The organism is Neisseria meningitidis (assembly GCF_022869645.1).
Lineage (GTDB): Bacteria > Pseudomonadota > Gammaproteobacteria > Burkholderiales > Neisseriaceae > Neisseria > Neisseria meningitidis.
Genome location: NZ_CP064367.1, coordinates 876716 through 894460 on the forward strand (window position 1 = coordinate 876716; position 17745 = coordinate 894460).

At 54.1% G+C, this 17745-nt stretch carries 16 protein-coding genes and 1 tRNA gene; 2 read left to right on the forward strand and 15 right to left on the reverse strand.

All coding sequences use genetic code 11. From position 1 onward, the window contains the following. The first annotated feature begins 85 nt into the window (after window positions 1-85). On the forward strand, window positions 86-643 hold the full coding sequence (locus IUJ45_RS04530) for an HAD-IA family hydrolase (RefSeq protein ID WP_002247064.1): 558 nt from the start codon (window positions 86-88) through the stop codon (window positions 641-643). Between the two features lie 87 nt (window positions 644-730). Here the strand turns inward: IUJ45_RS04530 and ispH are convergent, their stop codons facing one another. The 10 genes from ispH to IUJ45_RS04580 form a co-directional block, all read right to left on the reverse strand. Then, complete coding sequence (gene ispH / locus IUJ45_RS04535; protein WP_002221497.1) at window positions 731-1699, reverse strand: 4-hydroxy-3-methylbut-2-enyl diphosphate reductase; 969 nt, start codon at window positions 1697-1699, stop codon at window positions 731-733. 28 nt (window positions 1700-1727) lie between these two features. Further along, window positions 1728-2255, reverse strand: a complete 528-nt coding sequence (gene lspA / locus IUJ45_RS04540) for a signal peptidase II (RefSeq protein ID WP_002221499.1) — start codon at window positions 2253-2255, stop codon at window positions 1728-1730. Window positions 2256-3411: 1156 nt separating this feature from the next. Further along, entirely contained in the window at window positions 3412-6201 is a 2790-nt protein-coding gene (ileS, locus tag IUJ45_RS04545) for an isoleucine--tRNA ligase (RefSeq protein WP_002247068.1), read from the reverse strand. A gap of 141 nt (window positions 6202-6342) precedes the next feature. Then, the gene (gene ribF / locus IUJ45_RS04550; protein ID WP_002247077.1) at window positions 6343-7263 is read right to left on the reverse strand and encodes a bifunctional riboflavin kinase/FAD synthetase; all 921 of its coding nucleotides are present in this window, start codon (window positions 7261-7263) and stop codon (window positions 6343-6345) included. 298 nt (window positions 7264-7561) lie between these two features. Then, window positions 7562-8857 (reverse strand): tyrosine--tRNA ligase, encoded by a 1296-nt coding sequence (tyrS, locus tag IUJ45_RS04555; RefSeq protein ID WP_002249457.1) that lies wholly within the window; start codon window positions 8855-8857, stop codon window positions 7562-7564. 61 nt (window positions 8858-8918) lie between these two features. Next, entirely contained in the window at window positions 8919-10667 is a 1749-nt protein-coding gene (locus IUJ45_RS04560) for an acyltransferase family protein (RefSeq protein WP_226893074.1), read from the reverse strand. Then, a complete protein-coding gene (locus IUJ45_RS04565; protein ID WP_025462212.1) occupies window positions 10589-10789 on the reverse strand; it encodes an acyltransferase family protein in 201 nt (66 codons plus the stop codon). Before IUJ45_RS04565 ends, IUJ45_RS04560 begins: the two co-directional genes overlap by 79 nt. After that, window positions 10786-11013 carry a hypothetical protein gene (locus IUJ45_RS04570; RefSeq protein ID WP_228372562.1) on the reverse strand — a complete coding sequence of 76 codons (228 nt, stop codon included), beginning with the start codon at window positions 11011-11013 and terminating at the stop codon, window positions 10786-10788. Before IUJ45_RS04570 ends, IUJ45_RS04565 begins: the two co-directional genes overlap by 4 nt. A gap of 37 nt (window positions 11014-11050) precedes the next feature. Further along, the gene (gene ychF / locus IUJ45_RS04575) at window positions 11051-12142 is read right to left on the reverse strand and encodes a redox-regulated ATPase YchF (RefSeq protein ID WP_002225667.1); all 1092 of its coding nucleotides are present in this window, start codon (window positions 12140-12142) and stop codon (window positions 11051-11053) included. A 114-nt stretch (window positions 12143-12256) separates the two neighbouring features. Continuing rightward, window positions 12257-13933, reverse strand: coding sequence for a formate--tetrahydrofolate ligase (locus IUJ45_RS04580; RefSeq protein ID WP_002247056.1), 1677 nt, complete (start codon window positions 13931-13933; stop codon window positions 12257-12259). Between the two features lie 174 nt (window positions 13934-14107). Here IUJ45_RS04580 and IUJ45_RS04585 point away from each other — a divergent pair, with 174 nt between their 5' ends. Continuing rightward, window positions 14108-14539 (forward strand): EamA family transporter, encoded by a 432-nt coding sequence (locus IUJ45_RS04585; protein ID WP_002247052.1) that lies wholly within the window; start codon window positions 14108-14110, stop codon window positions 14537-14539. 245 nt (window positions 14540-14784) lie between these two features. Here the strand turns inward: IUJ45_RS04585 and murU are convergent, their stop codons facing one another. From murU to IUJ45_RS04610, 5 genes are all read right to left on the reverse strand, one after another. Continuing rightward, window positions 14785-15480, reverse strand: a complete 696-nt coding sequence (gene murU / locus IUJ45_RS04590; protein ID WP_002247054.1) for an N-acetylmuramate alpha-1-phosphate uridylyltransferase MurU — start codon at window positions 15478-15480, stop codon at window positions 14785-14787. A 17-nt stretch (window positions 15481-15497) separates the two neighbouring features. Then, the gene (gene hpaC / locus IUJ45_RS04595) at window positions 15498-15998 is read right to left on the reverse strand and encodes a 4-hydroxyphenylacetate 3-monooxygenase, reductase component (protein ID WP_002224077.1); all 501 of its coding nucleotides are present in this window, start codon (window positions 15996-15998) and stop codon (window positions 15498-15500) included. A 114-nt stretch (window positions 15999-16112) separates the two neighbouring features. Further along, window positions 16113-16553, reverse strand: a complete 441-nt coding sequence (gene nadR, locus IUJ45_RS04600) for a MarR family adhesin repressor NadR (RefSeq protein ID WP_002214596.1) — start codon at window positions 16551-16553, stop codon at window positions 16113-16115. Between the two features lie 343 nt (window positions 16554-16896). Further along, a complete protein-coding gene (locus IUJ45_RS04605) occupies window positions 16897-17406 on the reverse strand; it encodes a protein disulfide oxidoreductase (protein ID WP_002225670.1) in 510 nt (169 codons plus the stop codon). Between the two features lie 78 nt (window positions 17407-17484). Further along, window positions 17485-17560 (reverse strand) — tRNA-Lys (locus IUJ45_RS04610). Between the last annotated feature and the right edge of the window lie 185 nt (window positions 17561-17745).

The window sequence follows — 17745 nt, forward strand, 5'->3', positions numbered from 1 at the left end:
GATTATCGGGTATCCGGGGAGGATTAAGGGGGGATTTGGGTAGAATTAGGAGGTATTTGGGGCGAAAATAGACGAAAACCTGTGTTTGGGTTTCGGCTGTCGGGAGGGAAAGGAATTTTGCAAAGGTCTCAGCCTGCCCGAAATCATCCGCGACCTGCTCGAAATGCCGTCTGAAACCGCCATTGCCGACATCACACGCACTTATTCCGCACATTACCTCAATCCCAACAACCGCAATATGACGCTCTTTCCCGATGCCCTGCCCTGTCTGGACAAGCTCAAAGCACAAGGATACTGGCTTGCCGTCGCCACGGGCAAAGGGCGGGCGGGTTTGGACAACGCCATCAGTCAAACCGCCACCGGCGGCTATTGGCTCGCCACCGCCTGCGCGGGGGAATATCCCTCCAAACCCTCGCCCGAAATGGTATTCGGAATCTGCGGCGAACTGGGACTCGACCCGAAAGAGGCATTGGTCGTCGGCGATACGGCGCACGACCTGCATATGGCGGCAAACGCAGGCGCGGCGGCAGTCGGCGTGGCCACCGGCGCACATTCGCGCGAACAGCTCCTTAGCGCACCGCATCTCGCCGTATTGGACGGTTTGTCCGAACTGCCCGGTTTTCTTGCACAACATTACGCCTGATTGGTTTCCGCATCCGGCACACGGCAAAAATGCCGTCTGAAGCCTGTTCAGACGGCATTTGTGTTGCCCAAACATTCAACGCCTGCGTCAACGTTTGCACAAATCGGGTTTGGTTTCGCCCTCGCGGCGCAACTCTTTGGGCAGGACGAACACAATGCTTTCTTCCGCACCCTCGCCTTCGCGTACGGTTTCGTGCCCCCATCCGCGTATGGTTGCCAGTACTTCCCGCACCAACACTTCGGGCGCGGACGCGCCTGCCGTTACGCCGACTTTGTTTTTGCCCTCAAACCATGCGCGTTGCAGGTAGCCTGCATTATCCACCATATACGCATCGATTCCGCGCGATGCCGCCACTTCGCGCAAGCGGTTGCTGTTGGACGAATTGGGCGAACCGACCACAATCACGATGTCGCACTGTTCTGCCAACTCTTTGACGGCGGTTTGCCGGTTGGTCGTCGCATAGCAGATATCTTCCTTGTGCGGATTGCGGATATTGGGGAAACGCGCGTTCAGCGCGGCGATGATGTCTTTGGTTTCATCGACCGAGAGCGTGGTTTGGCTGACATAGGCGAGTTTGTCGGGGTTTCTGACTTCGAGTTTTGCCACATCTCCGACCGTTTCGACCAAAAGCATTTTGCCCGGCGCAAGCTGCCCCATCGTTCCTTCGACCTCGACGTGCCCCTTATGCCCGATCATGATGATTTCACAGTCTTGGGCATCCAGTCGGGCGACTTCCTTATGCACTTTCGTCACCAGCGGGCAAGTCGCATCAAACACGCGGAAACCGCGCTCCGCCGCTTCTTGCCGCACCGCCTTCGATACGCCGTGTGCCGAATAAACCAGTGTCGCGCCCGGCGGCACTTCCGCCAAGTCTTCAATAAACACCGCACCTTTTTCACGCAGGTTGTCCACGACGAATTTGTTGTGAACGACTTCGTGGCGCACATAAATCGGCGCGCCGAACTCTTCCAAAGCACGTTCGACAATACTGATTGCCCGATCCACACCAGCGCAGAAGCCGCGCGGATTGGCAAGGATGATGGTTTTCTCGTTCATAAGCCCGGTATTTCGTTTTCAGACGGCATCAATATTTTTCTTCTTGGGTTTTACGGTGGACGATGTTGTCCAACACCGCCAACACCGCACCGACGCAGATAAAGCTGTCGGCAATATTAAAGGCGGGATAAAACCAATTTTGCCAATAAAACAATAAGAAATCGACGACATGACCGTGTATCAGGCGGTCGATGACATTGCCTAACGCACCGCCGATAATCATTGCCGCACCCGTTTTGCCGAGGGTTGCAAACTCATCGCGCAAGATGGCGCGTACCAAATACGCGCTCACCGCCACCGCCAGCACCAAAAAAAAGTATTTTTGCCAGCCGCCCTGATCGGCAAGGAAGCTGAACGCCGCACCCGGGTTGTACACCAGCGTCAGATCGAAAAAGGAAGGAATGACATTGACGCGTTCCCGATACTGAAACGACGACAGCACCGCCCACTTCGACCACTGGTCCAGCACGATGGCGGCAAGTGCCAATACCCAATAGCGCGTTTTACTTGAAACAGATGAAGACATATTTTTCAACAGCCGGTAAAAGAGTACCATTTTACCCGAAAACCCCCTTTCCTGTACCCGAAACGGCAAATGCCGTAATCTTAAAACCCGTCATTCCCGACAACACCGTAATCTCGAAACCCGTCATTCCCGCGTAGGCGGGAATCCAGACCTGTCCGCACAGAAACTTATCGGATAAAAACAGTTGCCCAAACCCCGCGTTCTATAGTGGATTAAATTCAAACCAGTACGGCATTGCCTCGCCTTGCCGTACTATTTGTACTGTCTGCGGCTTCGTTGCCTTGTCCTGATTTAAATTTAATCCACTATAGATTCCCACTTCCGTGGGAATGACGGTTCAGTTGCATTCCGACAACACCGTAATCTTGAAATCCGTCATTCCCGCGCAGGCGGGAATCTATCGGAAATGACTGAAACCTCGAGATTCTAGATTCCCACTTTCGTGGGAATGACGGTTCAGTTGCGTTCCAACAACACCGCAATCTCGAAATCCGTCATTCCCACACAGGCGGGAATCCAGACCCCTGACGCGGCGGGAATCTATCGGAAATGACTGAAACCCCGAGATTCTAGATTCCCACTTTCGTGGGAATGACGGTTCAGTTGCGTTCCGACAACACCGCAATCTCGAAATCCGTCATTCCCGCACAGGCGGGAATCCAGACCCCTGACGCGGCGGGAATCTATCGGAAATGACTGAAACCCCGAGATTCTAGATTCCCACTTTCGTGGGAATGGCGGTTCAGTTGCATTCCGACAACACCGTAATCTTGAAATCCGTCATTCCCGATAACAGCGCAATCTTGAAACCCGTCATTCCCGCGCAGGCGGGAATCCAGACCCCTGACGCGGCGGGAATCTATCGGAAATGACTGAAACCCCGAGATTCTAGATTCCCACTTTCGTGGGAATGACGGTTCAGTTGCGTTCCGACAACACCGCAATCTCGAAATCCGTCATTCCCGCACAGGCGGGAATCCAGACCCCTGACGCGGCGGGAATCTATCGGAAATGACTGAAACCTCGAGATTCTAGATTCCCACTTTCGTGGGAATGACGGTTCAGTTGCATTCCGACAACACCGCAATCTTGAAACCCCTCCGCCGTTATAAAGACAAATCGCGGCACAAAAAATGCCGTCTGAAATGCTGTTCGGCGGTTTCAGACGGCATTTGCTCAAACTTTATCAGGCGTAATGGCGCGTTTCGCCTTCTCCGCCGACATTCTCTGCACAGCGTTTGCAGACGGTTTCATGGCCTGCAACCGCGCCCACATCGCGGGTGTAGTGCCAGCAGCGTTCGCATTTTTCACCATCACTGGCTTTAGCGGCAACGGCAAGTTCGCTGCCTACTTTCACTTCTGCTTTAGACACCAGCAAAGCAAAGCGCAATTCTTCGCCCAAAGCATTCAGATAGCCGGCCATTTCTTCCGGCGCGGTAATTTCGGCTTCGGCTTGCAAGGACGAACCGACGGTTTTGTCGGCGCGCAAAGGCTCGATGGCGGCGGTTACCGCTTCGCGGGCTTCGCGGATTGCCGTCCATTTTTTCACCAGTTCGGCTTCGGCTTTTTCGTTGATGGTCGGGAACTCGTGCCAAGTATGGAAAAGCACGCTGTCTTCTGCGCCGCCGCCGATGATGTCCCACGCTTCTTCGCCGGTGAAGCACAAAATCGGTGCAATCAAGAGAACCAGGCTGCGCGTGATGTGGTACAGGGCGGTTTGCGCGCTGCGGCGGGCGCGGCTGTCGGCTTTGGTGGTATAGAGGCGGTCTTTCAGGATATCGAGGTAGAACGCGCCCAAGTCTTCCGAGCAGAAAGAAACCATTTCTTTCACGGCAAAGTGGAAGGCATAACGCGGATAAAAATCACCGGCAACGCGTTCTTGCAGCCGCCTTGCCAACACCAAGGCATAGCGGTCGATTTCCACCATATCCGCCTGTTGCACGGCATCTTCAATAGGATTGAAGTCGCTCAAGTTGGCAAACAAAAAGCTCAAGGTATTGCGGATACGGCGGTAGCTTTCGGTTACGCGCTTGAGGATTTCTTTGGAAATCGCCAATTCGCCGCTGTAATCGGTGGATGCCGCCCACAGGCGCAGGATGTCCGCGCCGAACTCGTTATACACTTCTTGCGGCGCGACGACGTTGCCGATGGATTTCGACATTTTGCGCCCGTTTTGATCCACCACGAAACCATGGGTCAGCAGCTGTTTGTACGGCGCGCGACCCATTGATGAGGCGCAGCCGGTCAGCATGGACGACTGAAACCAGCCCCGGTGTTGATCGCTGCCTTCGAGGTACAAGTCAGCCGGCCAGTCCAATTCTTCGCGCTGTTTCAAGACGGAATAATGGGTCGAACCGGAGTCGAACCATACGTCCATCGTGTCGGAGAGTTTGTCGTAATGTTCGCAATCTTCCGCGCTCAACAATTCGCCCTTATCGAGGGAGAACCAAGCCTCGATGCCTTTTTCTTCGATGCGTTGCGCGACTTTTTCCAAAAGTTCGGCAGAGTTCGGATGCAGCTCGCCCGTTTCTTTGTGAACAAAGAAAGTCATCGGCGTGCCCCAATAGCGTTGGCGCGAAACCACCCAGTCGGGGCGGCCTTCGATCATCGCTTCCAAACGCGCGCGCCCCCAAGACGGGAAGAATTCGGTGTCGTCCACGGCTTTGATGGCTTTGTCGCGCAGGGTTTTACCGTCGGCACCGGCTTTGTCCATACCGACAAACCATTGACCTGTCGCGCGGTAAATCAGCGGCGTTTTGTGGCGCCAGCAGTGGGCGTAGCTGTGTTCGATTTTGCTGCTTGCCAAAAGGTTGCCGGTTTCTTCCAGCCATTGCAGGATAACGGAATTGGCTTCCCAAACGCGCATACCGGCAACGCGCGGCGTTTCGCCGATGTATTTGCCTTCGGCGTTGACAGGATTGTAAAGCTCGATGCCGTATTTGTTGCAGACGGCGTAGTCTTCCAAACCATGCGCAGGGGCGGTATGTACCAAACCCGTACCGGCGTCGGTGGTAACGTGTTCGCCGTTGAGCATGGGAATATCACGCTCGAGGAACGGATGATTCATGTGCAGGTTTTCCAGCTTGTCGCCGGTGGTTTCGGCAAGAATAGCAATGCCGTCTGAAAAACCGTAACGTTTGAGCGCGTCTTCTGCCAAATCTTTCGCCAGCACCAATTTGCCTGTAGGCGTATCGATTAATTGATACACCACGTCCGCACCGGCAGACACGGCTTGGCTCGCCGGCAGCGTCCAAGGCGTGGTTGTCCAGATAACGGCAAACGCTTTGCCTTCGATACCTGCCAAACCGAATGCAGTGGCAAGCGCAGCGGTGTCTTTAAACGGATAGCCCACGTCAATCGCAGGCGATACTTTGTCTTTGTATTCCACTTCCGCTTCCGCCAGCGAAGAACCGCAGTCCAAGCAGAATTGAACCGGTTTCGCGCCGCGGTAGAGATAGCCGGATTTGTAGATTTCGCCGAGCATACGCACGGTATCGGCTTCGGTTTTGAAATCCATGGTCAGGTAAGGATTGTCCCAGTCGCCCAACACACCCAGACGGATAAAGTCTTTTTTCTGACGGGCAATCTGTTCGGCGGCGTATTCGCGGCACAATTCGCGGAAGCGCGCTTTGGGCATGTCTTTGCCGTGCAGTTTTTCCACCATTACTTCGATAGGCAAACCGTGACAGTCCCAACCCGGCACATAAGGCGCGTCAAAACCGGCTTGAGTTTTGCTGCGGATAATGATGTCTTTGAGGATTTTATTGACGGCATGACCGATGTGGATGTCGCCGTTGGCATACGGAGGGCCGTCGTGCAGGATGAATTTCGGACGGCCTTTGGCGATTTCGCGCAGTTTTTGGTAGCGTTTTTGCTCGTACCAGCTTTTCAGCCATGCAGGCTCGCGCTTGGCAAGGTTGCCGCGCATCGGAAACGGGCTCTCGAGCAGGTTTACGGTTTTACTGTAATCGGTCATTTTTTAATCTCTATTGTTACAATATTTCGGTTTCAGACGGCATTGCGCCTCAAACAGTATTTCACAACGGGAAACCCCTATGCCGTCTGAAAAGTTAAAAGATTAATTGTAGCCCAATCGGATGGTTTGTATAAGGTTTTTCTACCAACACTTTGCGGCTTCCATATCGGCTGCTATCTGCCTTTTCAGTTCTGCCATACCGTCAAACTTTTCTTCATCGCGCAGTTTGTGCAGGAAGCGGACGTTCAACCGTTGTCCGTACAGGTCGCCTTGAAAGTCGAACAGGTGGACTTCAAGCTTTTGAGAACAGCCGCTATCAACGGTGGGATTGAAGCCGAAGCTCGCCACGCCGCGCCGCGTGCCGAATGCGCCGTCCGCTTCGACGACGAACACGCCGCCGAGTGCATAACGGTGGCGGGGCAGGCGGATGTTGGCAGTCGGGGCGTTTAAGGTGCGTCCGAGTTTTCTGCCGTGCACCACCCTGCCGCTCAAGACGTAGTCGTGTCCCAAAAGTTTTTTCGCATAGGCAAGGTTGCCGTCTGAAAGGGCTTGTCGCACGGCGGTACTGCTGGTGCGGATGTCTTCGACGATGACGGAAGGCGTACGCTCGGTCTGCATATCGGGCTGTTGTGCCAAAAGTTCAAAACAGCCTTCCCGCCCCGCACCGAAACGGAAATCGTCGCCGACGAGCAAATAACGCGTATTCAAGGTTTGACGCAGCAGGCGGTCGATAAATGCTTGCGCGGATATTTCGGAAAAATTCCGATCGAAACACAAAACCCAGACGGCATCGACGCAGCCTGTGCCTTCCAATAATTCGAGCTTGGTGCGCAGGGGACTGATGCGGCACGGTGGCATCCTGCCGGTGCGGAGTGCGAAAAATTCTTTGGGTTGGGGTTCGAAAACGACGGCCACGACGGGTAATCCGCGCGTATCGGCTTCGAGGCGGAGTTTTTGGAGGATGTGTTTGTGTCCGAGGTGTACGCCGTCAAAATTGCCTATGGTTACGGCGGCCCCGTGCGGAAAGTCGGGCGAGTTGTGCCGCCCCAGCCTGATTCTCATTGTTATGTTCGGGTATGTGGTGAAACAGGCGGTCATTGTAAACGGTATTGCGGTTTATAGACAGTGTGCCGCCCGTTACGCCCGCCCGACGCGGGAAAAGTAGGCAAATTTCCCGCAGCCGAACGCGCCAAACGCATAAAGCGCGCAGCAGGCGCGGTGCTATGTGTTGAAACATCGCCCCAAACCTGATGCAACATCAGTGAAAATCGTTCTTTTTTAACCAGGTAAACCGAGACAAACAACCCTCCGCCGTCATTCCCGCGCAGGCGGGAATGACGGCATTTCTGCGGCAATCGGATTATTTCCAAACCAAAAGCGCGTGGTTGCGTTTGCCGCGCCGAAGGATGGTGTATTTGCCGAAACGTTTGTGTTCGTCGGTCAGCAGGCAGGCATCGTCGGGGCGTTCGGCGGCGTGGTTGGGGTTGTTGGCTTCGGCAGGTTTGCCGTTGAGCAAAACCGCTTTGCTGTTCACAAAGCCGCGCGCTTCTTTATTGGAGGATGCCAAACCGGTTTTTACCAAGGCTTCGACGACATTGATGCCGTCTGAAACTTCAAATGCAGGCAGGCCGTCGAGGGCGAGCTGCTCGAAGTCGCTTTCGGTCAGGCTGCTTTGGTCTTCGGCAAACAGGCTTTCGGAAATGCGCTGCGCGGCTTGCAGGGCGGCTTCGCCGTGAATCAGGCGGGTCATTTCTTCGGCGAGGATGCGTTGCGCTTCGGGCTTGGTGCCGCTTGCCTTGTCTTTGGCTTCGATGGCATCGATTTCTTCGATGGACAGGAAGGTAAAGTATTTCAGGAATTTATACACATCGGCATCGGCAACTTTCAGCCAGAATTGGTAGAACTGATAGGGCGAGGTTTTTTTCGCGTTCAGCCATACTGCGCCGCCTTCGGTTTTGCCGAATTTGGTGCCGTCTGATTTGGTAACCAAAGGCAGGGTCAGGCCGAACACTTGTTTTTGATTCAGGCGGCGGGTCAGGTCGATACCGGCGGTGATGTTGCCCCATTGGTCGGAGCCGCCGATTTCCAAAACCGCGCCGTGGCGTTTGTTCAACTCGGCGAAGTCGTAGCCTTGCAGCAGGGAGTAGGCGAACTCGGTGAAGGAAATGCCTGCGCCGTCGCGGTCAATGCGCTGTTTGACGGATTCTTTGTTCAGCATAGCGTTGACGGAGAAATGTTTGCCGATGTCGCGCAGGAAGTCGAGGCAGTTCATTTTGCCGAACCAGTCGGCGTTGTTCGCCATAATGGCGGCATTTCCGCCTTCAAAGCTCAAGAAAGGGGTTAATTGGTTGCGGATACTTTCCACCCAGCCGGCAACAGTTTCGGCGGAATTCAAGCTGCGTTCGGCGGCTTTGAAGCTGGGGTCGCCGATCATACCGGTCGCGCCGCCCACCAAAGCAATCGGCGTATGCCCCGCCTGTTGGAAGCGGCGCAATGCCAATACGGGCAACAGGTGTCCGATGTGCAGGCTGTCGGCGGTCGGATCGAAACCGCAGTAAAGGGCGATTTTTTGTTCGTTCAACAAAGCGTCTAAGGCTTCGATGTCGGTCGTTTGCGCGATTAGGCCGCGCGATTGCAGGTCTTGGATGACGCTCATCGGTCTCTTTCAAAAAAATTAGCGTTTTTGCAAACCGCCGATTGTAACAAATTTAAGCGAATCAATGGTTATGGCGCGTATTGAGAAACCGTTGTTTTTCGGAAAAACGCTTTGCCAATTCCGTGCCGCCGTAAGGGTTGATGTGGTCTGTGTCCGAGTAAACCGGCAATCCGCCGATTTGAAAATCTGCGGGGATATAGGCGGCGGCATCAATAATATAGACGTTGGGGTATTTGGCTGCCAATTCCCTGATGCGTGCATTGGCTTTCAGGGTGCTTTCGTCGTCCGGGCGCAGGGCTTGGCGGTAACCCGGTATGCGGGAAGACAAGATATAGGCGCGCTGGACGTTGTAAGACGAGGCCAAGTTGTCCGCCATCAGGTAAACGGCTTGTTTTTCGGATGAGAGTTTGTGCAGCATACGGTCGAATTTTTGGAAAAAACCGGCATCATAGGCAAGGGAGCGGCTGTTTTCGGGCATTTGGCTGCCCCAGCGCATCGCCAAAACCACTTTTGAATACCGGGGCAGGTGTTCTTCGGCATAGCGGTAAACGGCGCGGCAGGCGGCCCAGTTTTGGAATACGCGGGACGCGTAGCCTTCCACATAGGCGCAAGCGTCGGCGGAAACCATAGTGGCAGCCCATTTTTCTTTTTTGCCCACGGCATCGAAGAATGTTTTGTAATGGTCGGCGTGGGAGTCGCCCAAAACCAGCAGTTCCGGCTGTTTTTCCGTATCCCCCCATAGGCATTGTTTGCCGGTATTGTTGTGGCAGGAGGTGTTGGAACGCGTCAGCCCCAAGCGGTCGTATTGCGCCATAAACGGCAGTCTCATCGCAAAAAACGAGCCCGCCCCCAAAATGAGCATAGGCAAGGCATAAATCCATAAAACGGATTGTGCGAACGAACCTTGCCATTTTTTAAACGGTTTTTCGATGCAGTGGTAAGAAAACAGGGAAAGCAGCAATATCAGGACGACCGCCGCCGCCGGCGAATAAGGCGGCAGGTTGTCCGGGCCGATATAGCGCATAAAGGCCAATATCGGCCAATGCCACAGATAAAGCGAATAGGAAATCAAACCGGCGGCAACAGTGATTTTCGATTGGAAAAATTTTTTAAGCGGGTGTTCGTAATGATTGAAATAAATCAGCGCGGCAACAGCCAGACAGGGAATCAAAGCGGCGGGGCCCGGGAAATAGGCGGTTTGTTCCGAATAGGAAAACAGGCAGGTTGACAATATGCACACGGCAAACAATGCGCCGACGGCGGCACAGCGTCTGCCGACGGCAGGTTGCCGGCAGCGCATCCACACGGCGGTCAGCGATCCTATCAGTAATTCGCAGGCGCGCAGGTGGGGCAGGTAATATTTATCGAGCGCGGAAGGTATAAAGGAGGCGGCAAGGCTTAAGGCACACAGTGCGGCAAGGAAGCCGAACTGTACGCGCAGGCTTTTGCGGGCGACAAGCAGCAGCAGTATCGGAAAGACAAAGTAAAATTGTTCTTCGACCGACAAAGACCAGATGTGCAGCAGGGGCTTTTCTTCCTGCGCGGGATCGAAATAATCCTTCCCCCTTGCAAAATACAGGTTAGAGGCGAAACCCAAGGCGGTCAGCGCGGATTTCCACAAAAGAAAGAAATCATCTTTGGTGAATAAAAAGAAGCCGCCTGCCAGCGTTGCCGCCAATACGGCGAAAAATGCGGGCAGAATCCGCTTGATGCGGCGGATATAAAATGCCTTCAGGGAAAACCTCCCCCCCCCCCCGACATTTCGCGGTGAAGAATCGTCGTCATCAAAAAGCCTGAAATCACGAAAAATATATCGACACCGAGGAACCCACCCGGCAGCCAATTTTTTTCGATATGGAACACGATGACGGACAAGACGGCGGCGGCGCGCAATGTGTCGATGTCCGGACGATAGGGTAAGGCTTGGCTCATAATGTTTTTGCTTTCATCGCGGCGGCGCAAATGCCGTCTGAAAGGTCATTTTGTACGGGATATTCGGAATGCCGGACGGCTTTTTGCAACAGCGGGGCAGGCGGTTTGTTTTGCAGGAATCGGGGAGGGCAAATCGGAAATGCGGGCGGGATTTTATTTTGATGCGGCTGCATTCCGGCGGTATGGAAACGCCGAAAACCACCAAAACCGGCTTCAGACGGCATTTCCGGCAAAGCCGTCTGAAAACCTGCCGCATTTGGGTTACACGTTAAACAAAAAGTGCATTACATCGCCGTCCTGCACGACGTATTCCTTACCTTCCACACGCATTTTGCCGGCTTCTTTGGCTTTGGCTTCGCCGCCGAGCGAGACAAAGTCGTCGTAAGAAATGACTTGGGCGCGGATGAAGCCGCGCTCAAAGTCGGTGTGAATCACGCCGGCGGCTTGCGGGGCGGTATCGCCTTTGTGTATCGTCCACGCGCGGACTTCTTTCACACCGGCGGTGAAATAGGTTTGCAGCCCCAAGAGGTCGTAACCGGCACGAATCAGGCGGTTCAGGCCCGGTTCTTCCAAGCCCATTTCGGCGAGGAACTCGGCTTTTTCGTCGTCTTCCAATTCGGCAATTTCGCTCTCCATCGCGGCGCAAACGGCGACGACGGGGGCGTTTTCTTTTGCCGCCAATTCTTTCAGGCGGTCGAGGTGCGGATTGTTTTCAAAACCGTCTTCGGCGACGTTGCCCACATACATCGCCGGTTTGGCGGTCAGCAGGAACAGCGGTTTGAGCATCGCGCGTTCTTCCGCGTCCAAACCGAAGGAACGCACGGGTTTGCCTTCGTCCAGATGCGGCAGCAGTTTTTTGCACAAATCGACCAGCTTTTGCGCGTCTTTGTCGCCTGAGCGGGCGCGTTTTTCTTCGCGGACGATGGCTTTTTCGACACTTGCCAGGTCGGCAAGTGCCAACTCTGTGCCGATGGTTTCAATGTCGGCAATCGGATCGACGCGGCCTGCAACGTGGACGATGTTGTCGTCGTCAAAGCAGCGCACGACATTCACAATCGCATCGGTTTCGCGGATGTTGGCAAGGAACTGGTTGCCCAAGCCCTCGCCTTTGCTCGCGCCTGCAACCAAACCGGCAATATCGACAAATTCGACGATGGCAGGCTGCATTTTTTGCGGATTGACGATTTTTGCCAATTCGGCCATACGCGGATCGGGGACTTCGACGATGCCGACGTTGGGTTCGATGGTACAGAAAGGATAGTTTGCCGCTTCGATACCCGATTGGGTCAGCGCGTTAAAAAGGGTGGATTTGCCGACGTTGGGCAAACCGACGATGCCGCATTTCAAACTCATGTTTTTTCCTGAAAATAGAGAAATTTAACGGCGGATTATAGCATACCGCCGCCCGCGTTCCGAAAAAATGCCGTCTGAAACGGCTTCAGACGGCATCCGGTTTCAGAAAACCGTTCAGAACAAGCCGTGAATCACGCCTTCTGCGTCCACATCGATTTTCTCGGCAGCCGGAACTTTGGGCAGGCCGGGCATTTTCATCATGTTGCCGCACAGGGCGACGATGAAACCTGCGCCTGCGGAAACGGTGATGCCGCGCACGGCGATGCGGAAGTCTTCGGGGCAGCCCAACAGTTTGGCGTTGTCGCTCAAAGAGTATTGGGTTTTCGCCATGCAGATCGGCATTTTGTCCAAGCCCAGTTTTTCCAGTGAAGCGATTTCGGCAGACGCTTCCGCGCTGAAATCAACATCTTCCGCGCCGTACACTTTTTGGGCAATCGCACGGATTTTGTCTTTGATGCCCAACTCGACATCGTAGGCGAAACCGAAGTTATTGGTTTGACTTTCAATGGCGTTGACGACTTTGCGCGCCAAATCCGCGCCGCCCGCACCACCTTTGCCCCACACTTCGGTCAGGGAAACTTCAACGCCGTGTTCGGCACAGGCTTTTTCAATCATCGCCAACTCGGCATCGGAGTCGGACACGAAGCGGTTGAGCGCAACGACGACGGGCAGTCCGAATACGTTTTTCAGGTTGGAAATGTGTTTCAGCAGGTTGGGCAAACCTTTTTCCAAAGCGTCTAAATTTTCTTCGCCGAGGTTGGCGCGTTCCACGCCGCCGTTATATTTCAACGCGCGGACAGTCGCCACGACAACAGCCGCATCAGGTTTCAAACCGGCAAGGCGGCATTTGATGTCGCAGAATTTTTCCGCGCCCAAGTCCGCGCCGAAGCCTGCTTCGGTTACGGCGTAATCGGCAAGGTGTTTCGCCAGACGGGTTGCGGTTACGGAGTTGCAGCCGTGGGCGATGTTGGCGAACGGGCCGCCGTGTACGAAGGCGGGCGTGCCTTCGATGGTTTGCACCAAGTTGGGCTTAATCGCATCTTTAAGCAATGCCGCCATCGCGCCATTCGCTTTCAAATCTTTGGCGTAAACGGGGCTGCCGTCTTTGGCGTAGGCGACAAGGATGTTGCCCAAACGCTCTTTCAAATCGCTGATGTCTTTGGCAAGACAGAATACCGCCATCACTTCGGAAGCAACGGTAATATCGAAACCGTCAGGACGCATCACGCCGTCAACAGGCTTGCCCATGCCGTCGATGATGTTGCGCAACTGGCGGTCGTTCATATCGACCACGCGCCGCCACAGCACGCGTTTGGGGTCGATGTTCAACTCGTTGCCTTGGTAGATATGGTTGTCGAGCATCGCGGCAAGCAGATTATTTGCCGCACCGATGGCGTGAAAATCTCCGGTGAAGTGCAGGTTGATGTCTTCCATCGGCAAAACTTGGGCATAGCCGCCGCCTGCCGCGCCGCCTTTCACGCCGAACACCGGACCCAAAGAAGGCTCGCGCAAAGCAATCACAGAGTCTTTGCCGATATGGCGCAATGCGTCCGCCAAACCGATGGTTACGGTGGTTTTACCTTCGCCCGCCGGAGTCGGGTTGATGGCGGTAACCAAAATCAGCCTGCCCTGTTTTTGCGGCAGTTTGAACGCTTCGGCAGGATTGATTTTGGCTTTGTAATGACCGTAAGGCTCAATGTTGTCAACGTTCAAACCCAGCTTGGCGGCAATTTCGCCAATCGGGCGCATGGTGGAGGATTGGGCGATTTCGGCATCGGTTTTGAAACTCATGATTTTCCTTTAGAAATGAGGAGGGACATGCCGTCTGAAAGCATCAGGCGACAAACAGGTGGATTGAAAATAATATCAGGCATATTATAACGTTATCCGCACCAAACCCGCAGTGAAATTTTTGACGCAGCAACAAAAATACCGTTCATATTGTTCACAATCCAAGGAGAAAACATGGGCAGCAACGCATGGCTGTTTTGGGCATTGGCATCGGCAGGCTTCGCCTCATTGACCGCCATCTTCGCCAAAATGGGTTTACAGGGTATAGATTCAGATTTCGCTACCTTCATCCGCACCTTGGTCATCCTCGCCGCTTTGTTATTGTTTTTAACCTACACCGGCAAATGGCAGGGCGTGAACGGGTTTACAGGAAAAAACTGGACATTCTTAATTCTGTCGGGTTTGGCGACCGGCGCATCCTGGCTCGCCTACTTCAAAGCCCTGCAACTGGGCAACGCCTCGCAAGTCGCGCCCGTCGACAAATTCAGCCTGGTCCTGGTCGCCCTGATGGCGGTGGTCTTTTTGGACGAACGCCCGAACACGCAGGAATGGATAGGCTTGGGACTGGTAACGGCGGGCGTGTTGGTGCTGGCGTTGAAACGTTAAACCGAATCCGCCATACCGTCTGAAACCGGGTTTTGACAATCTGACGGGCGGCGGTCTGAACAAAGTTACCCAATAAAATCCGACACCGCGCCGACGGCAAACCGCCGCATCCGACAGGGGTCGGCTTCAGATGGCATTTGTTGGACGGAAAGCCCCGAACGCCCTATTTTCACGCCTCCACGAAAATATGCCGGACATCCGGTCGGAACCGTTCGGCAGCCGGCTCGGCAAGCCACCGTTTTATTTCACTTCCAAGCCCCTGCAAGGGCTTGAGCCTCTTTCAGACGGCATACCGTGCCGACATCCAGCCACAAGCCCGTATGCTTCTGACCGCTCACGCGGTTTTGCCGCATTTCGCCACGCAATACGGGCGCGAGTTTCGCCACACTGCCCGCTTCGATTCCGTCAAACATTTCAGGACGGTAAATACCCACGCCGCTGAATGTCAATCCGTTGCCGCCATTTACTTCCGGCCGCACGCTGCCGTCGGGCAGCAGGGAAAAATCGCCGTCGGGGTTGTGCGGCGGATTTTCCACCAGCCACAGATGGGCGGAAATATGTTCCGGCAGGGACGATGCCGTCTGAAACGCGGCGGTAAAATCGATGTCGGTCAGCACGTCGCCGTTGACGACCAAAAACGGCTGCCCACCCAACAGCGGCAATGCCCGTGCGATACCGCCTGCCGTTTCCAAACCGCCTGCGGGTTCGGGCGAATAGGCGATGTTCACGCCATAAGCCGAGCCGTCGCCCAAAGCATCTTCTATCTGCCGGCCCAGCCAAGCGTGGTTGATGACGATTTCGGTAAACCCCGCCTGCTTCAGACGGCATAGGTGCCAACCGATTAGAGGCTTACCCGCCACATCGAGCAGCGGCTTCGGAGTGGTATCGGTCAAAGGATGCATACGCTCGCCGCGTCCTGCCGCCAGTATCATCGCTTTCATATATATCTGTCCGAATATCAGTCTAAAAATCTAAACTGCCGTCTGAAATACAGCAGCGCGGGGCGTTTGCACCCGCAGTTTTTGATTTCGTCGAGCCTGACGTAAAACACAAAATGCGTGCCGATTTCATGTTTGCCGACAATATGCCCGTGCAGGTGCGCCAACGCGCCCTCTATTTCAAGTTGTCCCGTTTTGCCGCGATGCCAGATGTGGTAGGCAAACCGCTCTTCGGGCGACAGGCCGGTCAGCCCGGCAAAATGTTCGGCAACATCCTGATGTTCGTCCGCCAGCGTATTGATGCAGAGGCTGCCGTTTTCCGACAGGATCGGAATGATTCGCGCACTCCGGTTGATGCACAGCATCACGGTCGGCGGCTCGTCCGTAACCGGCGCAACCGCCGTCATTGTAATGCCGTAACGCCCTGCCGCACCGTCTGTCGTGATGACATGAACGCCTGCCGCACAGGATGCCATCGCATCACGGAACGAAGTTTGAAAAGTTTTCTGCAAATCCGCCATTTTTCCCCTTTAAACTGTCCCCTATATAAGAATGCTGCACACAAGGCACCCCCCATGTGCAGCAGTTCTGATTCAAAAAGCCGTCGGTCGGACATTTCCGCGCGTTACGGCGTATTACGAGTTCAACGCATCCTCGATTTTGGCAAGTTCTGCCAACAGGTCTTTAAGCAGCAGCATTTTCTCGCGGCCCAGCACTTCCTCGATAGCGTCGTAACGCTCGTCCACTTCTTCGCCGATTTCCTCATACAGCTTCTCGCCCTCGGCAGTCAGCTTCAGAAAAACACGTCGTTGGTCGTTGGAAGGTTTCAGGCGGACAACCAAACCCGCTTTTTCAAGGCGGGTCAGGATACCGGTCAGGCTGGGGCGCAAAATGCACGCCTGATTCGCCAAATCTTGAAAGTCCAGCGTGCCGTTTTCCGCCAAAAGACGGATAATCCGCCATTGCTGATCGGTAATATTCGCCTGATTCAGAATAGGCCTGAATTGGGTCATCAGGGCTTCCCTTGCCTGTATCAGACCGATATTGATAGACGCATGTTTTGATTGGGTAGGCATTGTTTTAAGTCTCCAAGTTATCGAAAATCAAACTTTCAAACCGTCGGGAAAGCCTGTGGGCGTAAATTTTGATGCAACCGTTATATAACAAAACGAACATATAGCAACAATACGCTATAAACCGCATCGGACGACTGGGTATAAAAGACTTTAATTCCGATAATCCTATCTAAAAATATTTTAATAGTTATATCTTAGTCTATTTTCCCTACAATCTCAACAAAGTATTACATTTACTGTCGAAAGAACTTTCTTCCAGAAAAAACAAAAGCCGCCGCATCAGACGAGCAAGGTATATGCCGTTTGATTCTCTACATAGCGTAAAGTTTAACAAAAACAAAAGTTAACCGAAAACATCCGCCTGAAAAATTCGTGCGCGCAAGCCCCAATAACTGCTGATTCCCGTCGTATAGTGAACCATTTTCCCATTTTTGACCAAAACGACGGCAGGCGTTGCGACAATCCGCCAAGACCTTGCCAAACCCCCGTCCTCATCGTTGACCGTCGGAAAGCCCAAGCCCCGCTTTGCCATATACGCCGCCACTTCGGACGCGCTGCCGGAACGTACCGCCACGCCGACGACCGGCACGCCGTCCGCCGCCAAATCATCGATTATCGGCGACTGATAACGGCACACGCCGCACCAGCTCCCCCAAAAATACACCAAAACCGCCTTATCCCGGCTAAACTGTCCCAAAGTCAGCCGCTGCCCCGACAGCAGGGTCAAAGGCCGCCCTGCCGCACCGGCCGGCTCTTCGGGCTTGCGTATCCAATCCAAAAACAGCGACACCAATAAAAACACCAATGCCGTCTGAACGGCAAATTTGATGCCCGAAAGCAGTTTCTTTTTCATACGCTCTCTCAAACGGTACGCCCGCGCAACCGGCAGGCAAACAAAAAGCCAAGTCTCAAAACTTGGCTTCCGGTTATCTGGTGGGTCGTGAGCGATTCGAACGCTCGACCAACGGATTAAAAGTCCGCTGCTCTACCGACTGAGCTAACGACCCGATAAGCCGTGCATTATACAGCACCATCCTGCCTCGTCAAGCAAATTTTACAGGCTTAATTGCAGACCACTGTTTGCACGGGATATTTTGACAACGGATTTTCACAATCCGCCGCATACCGTGTAAAAGTTCGCACAAGGAAAGGCAAACCGCCCGAAATCAATGTACACTTTCCGCCCGTTTCC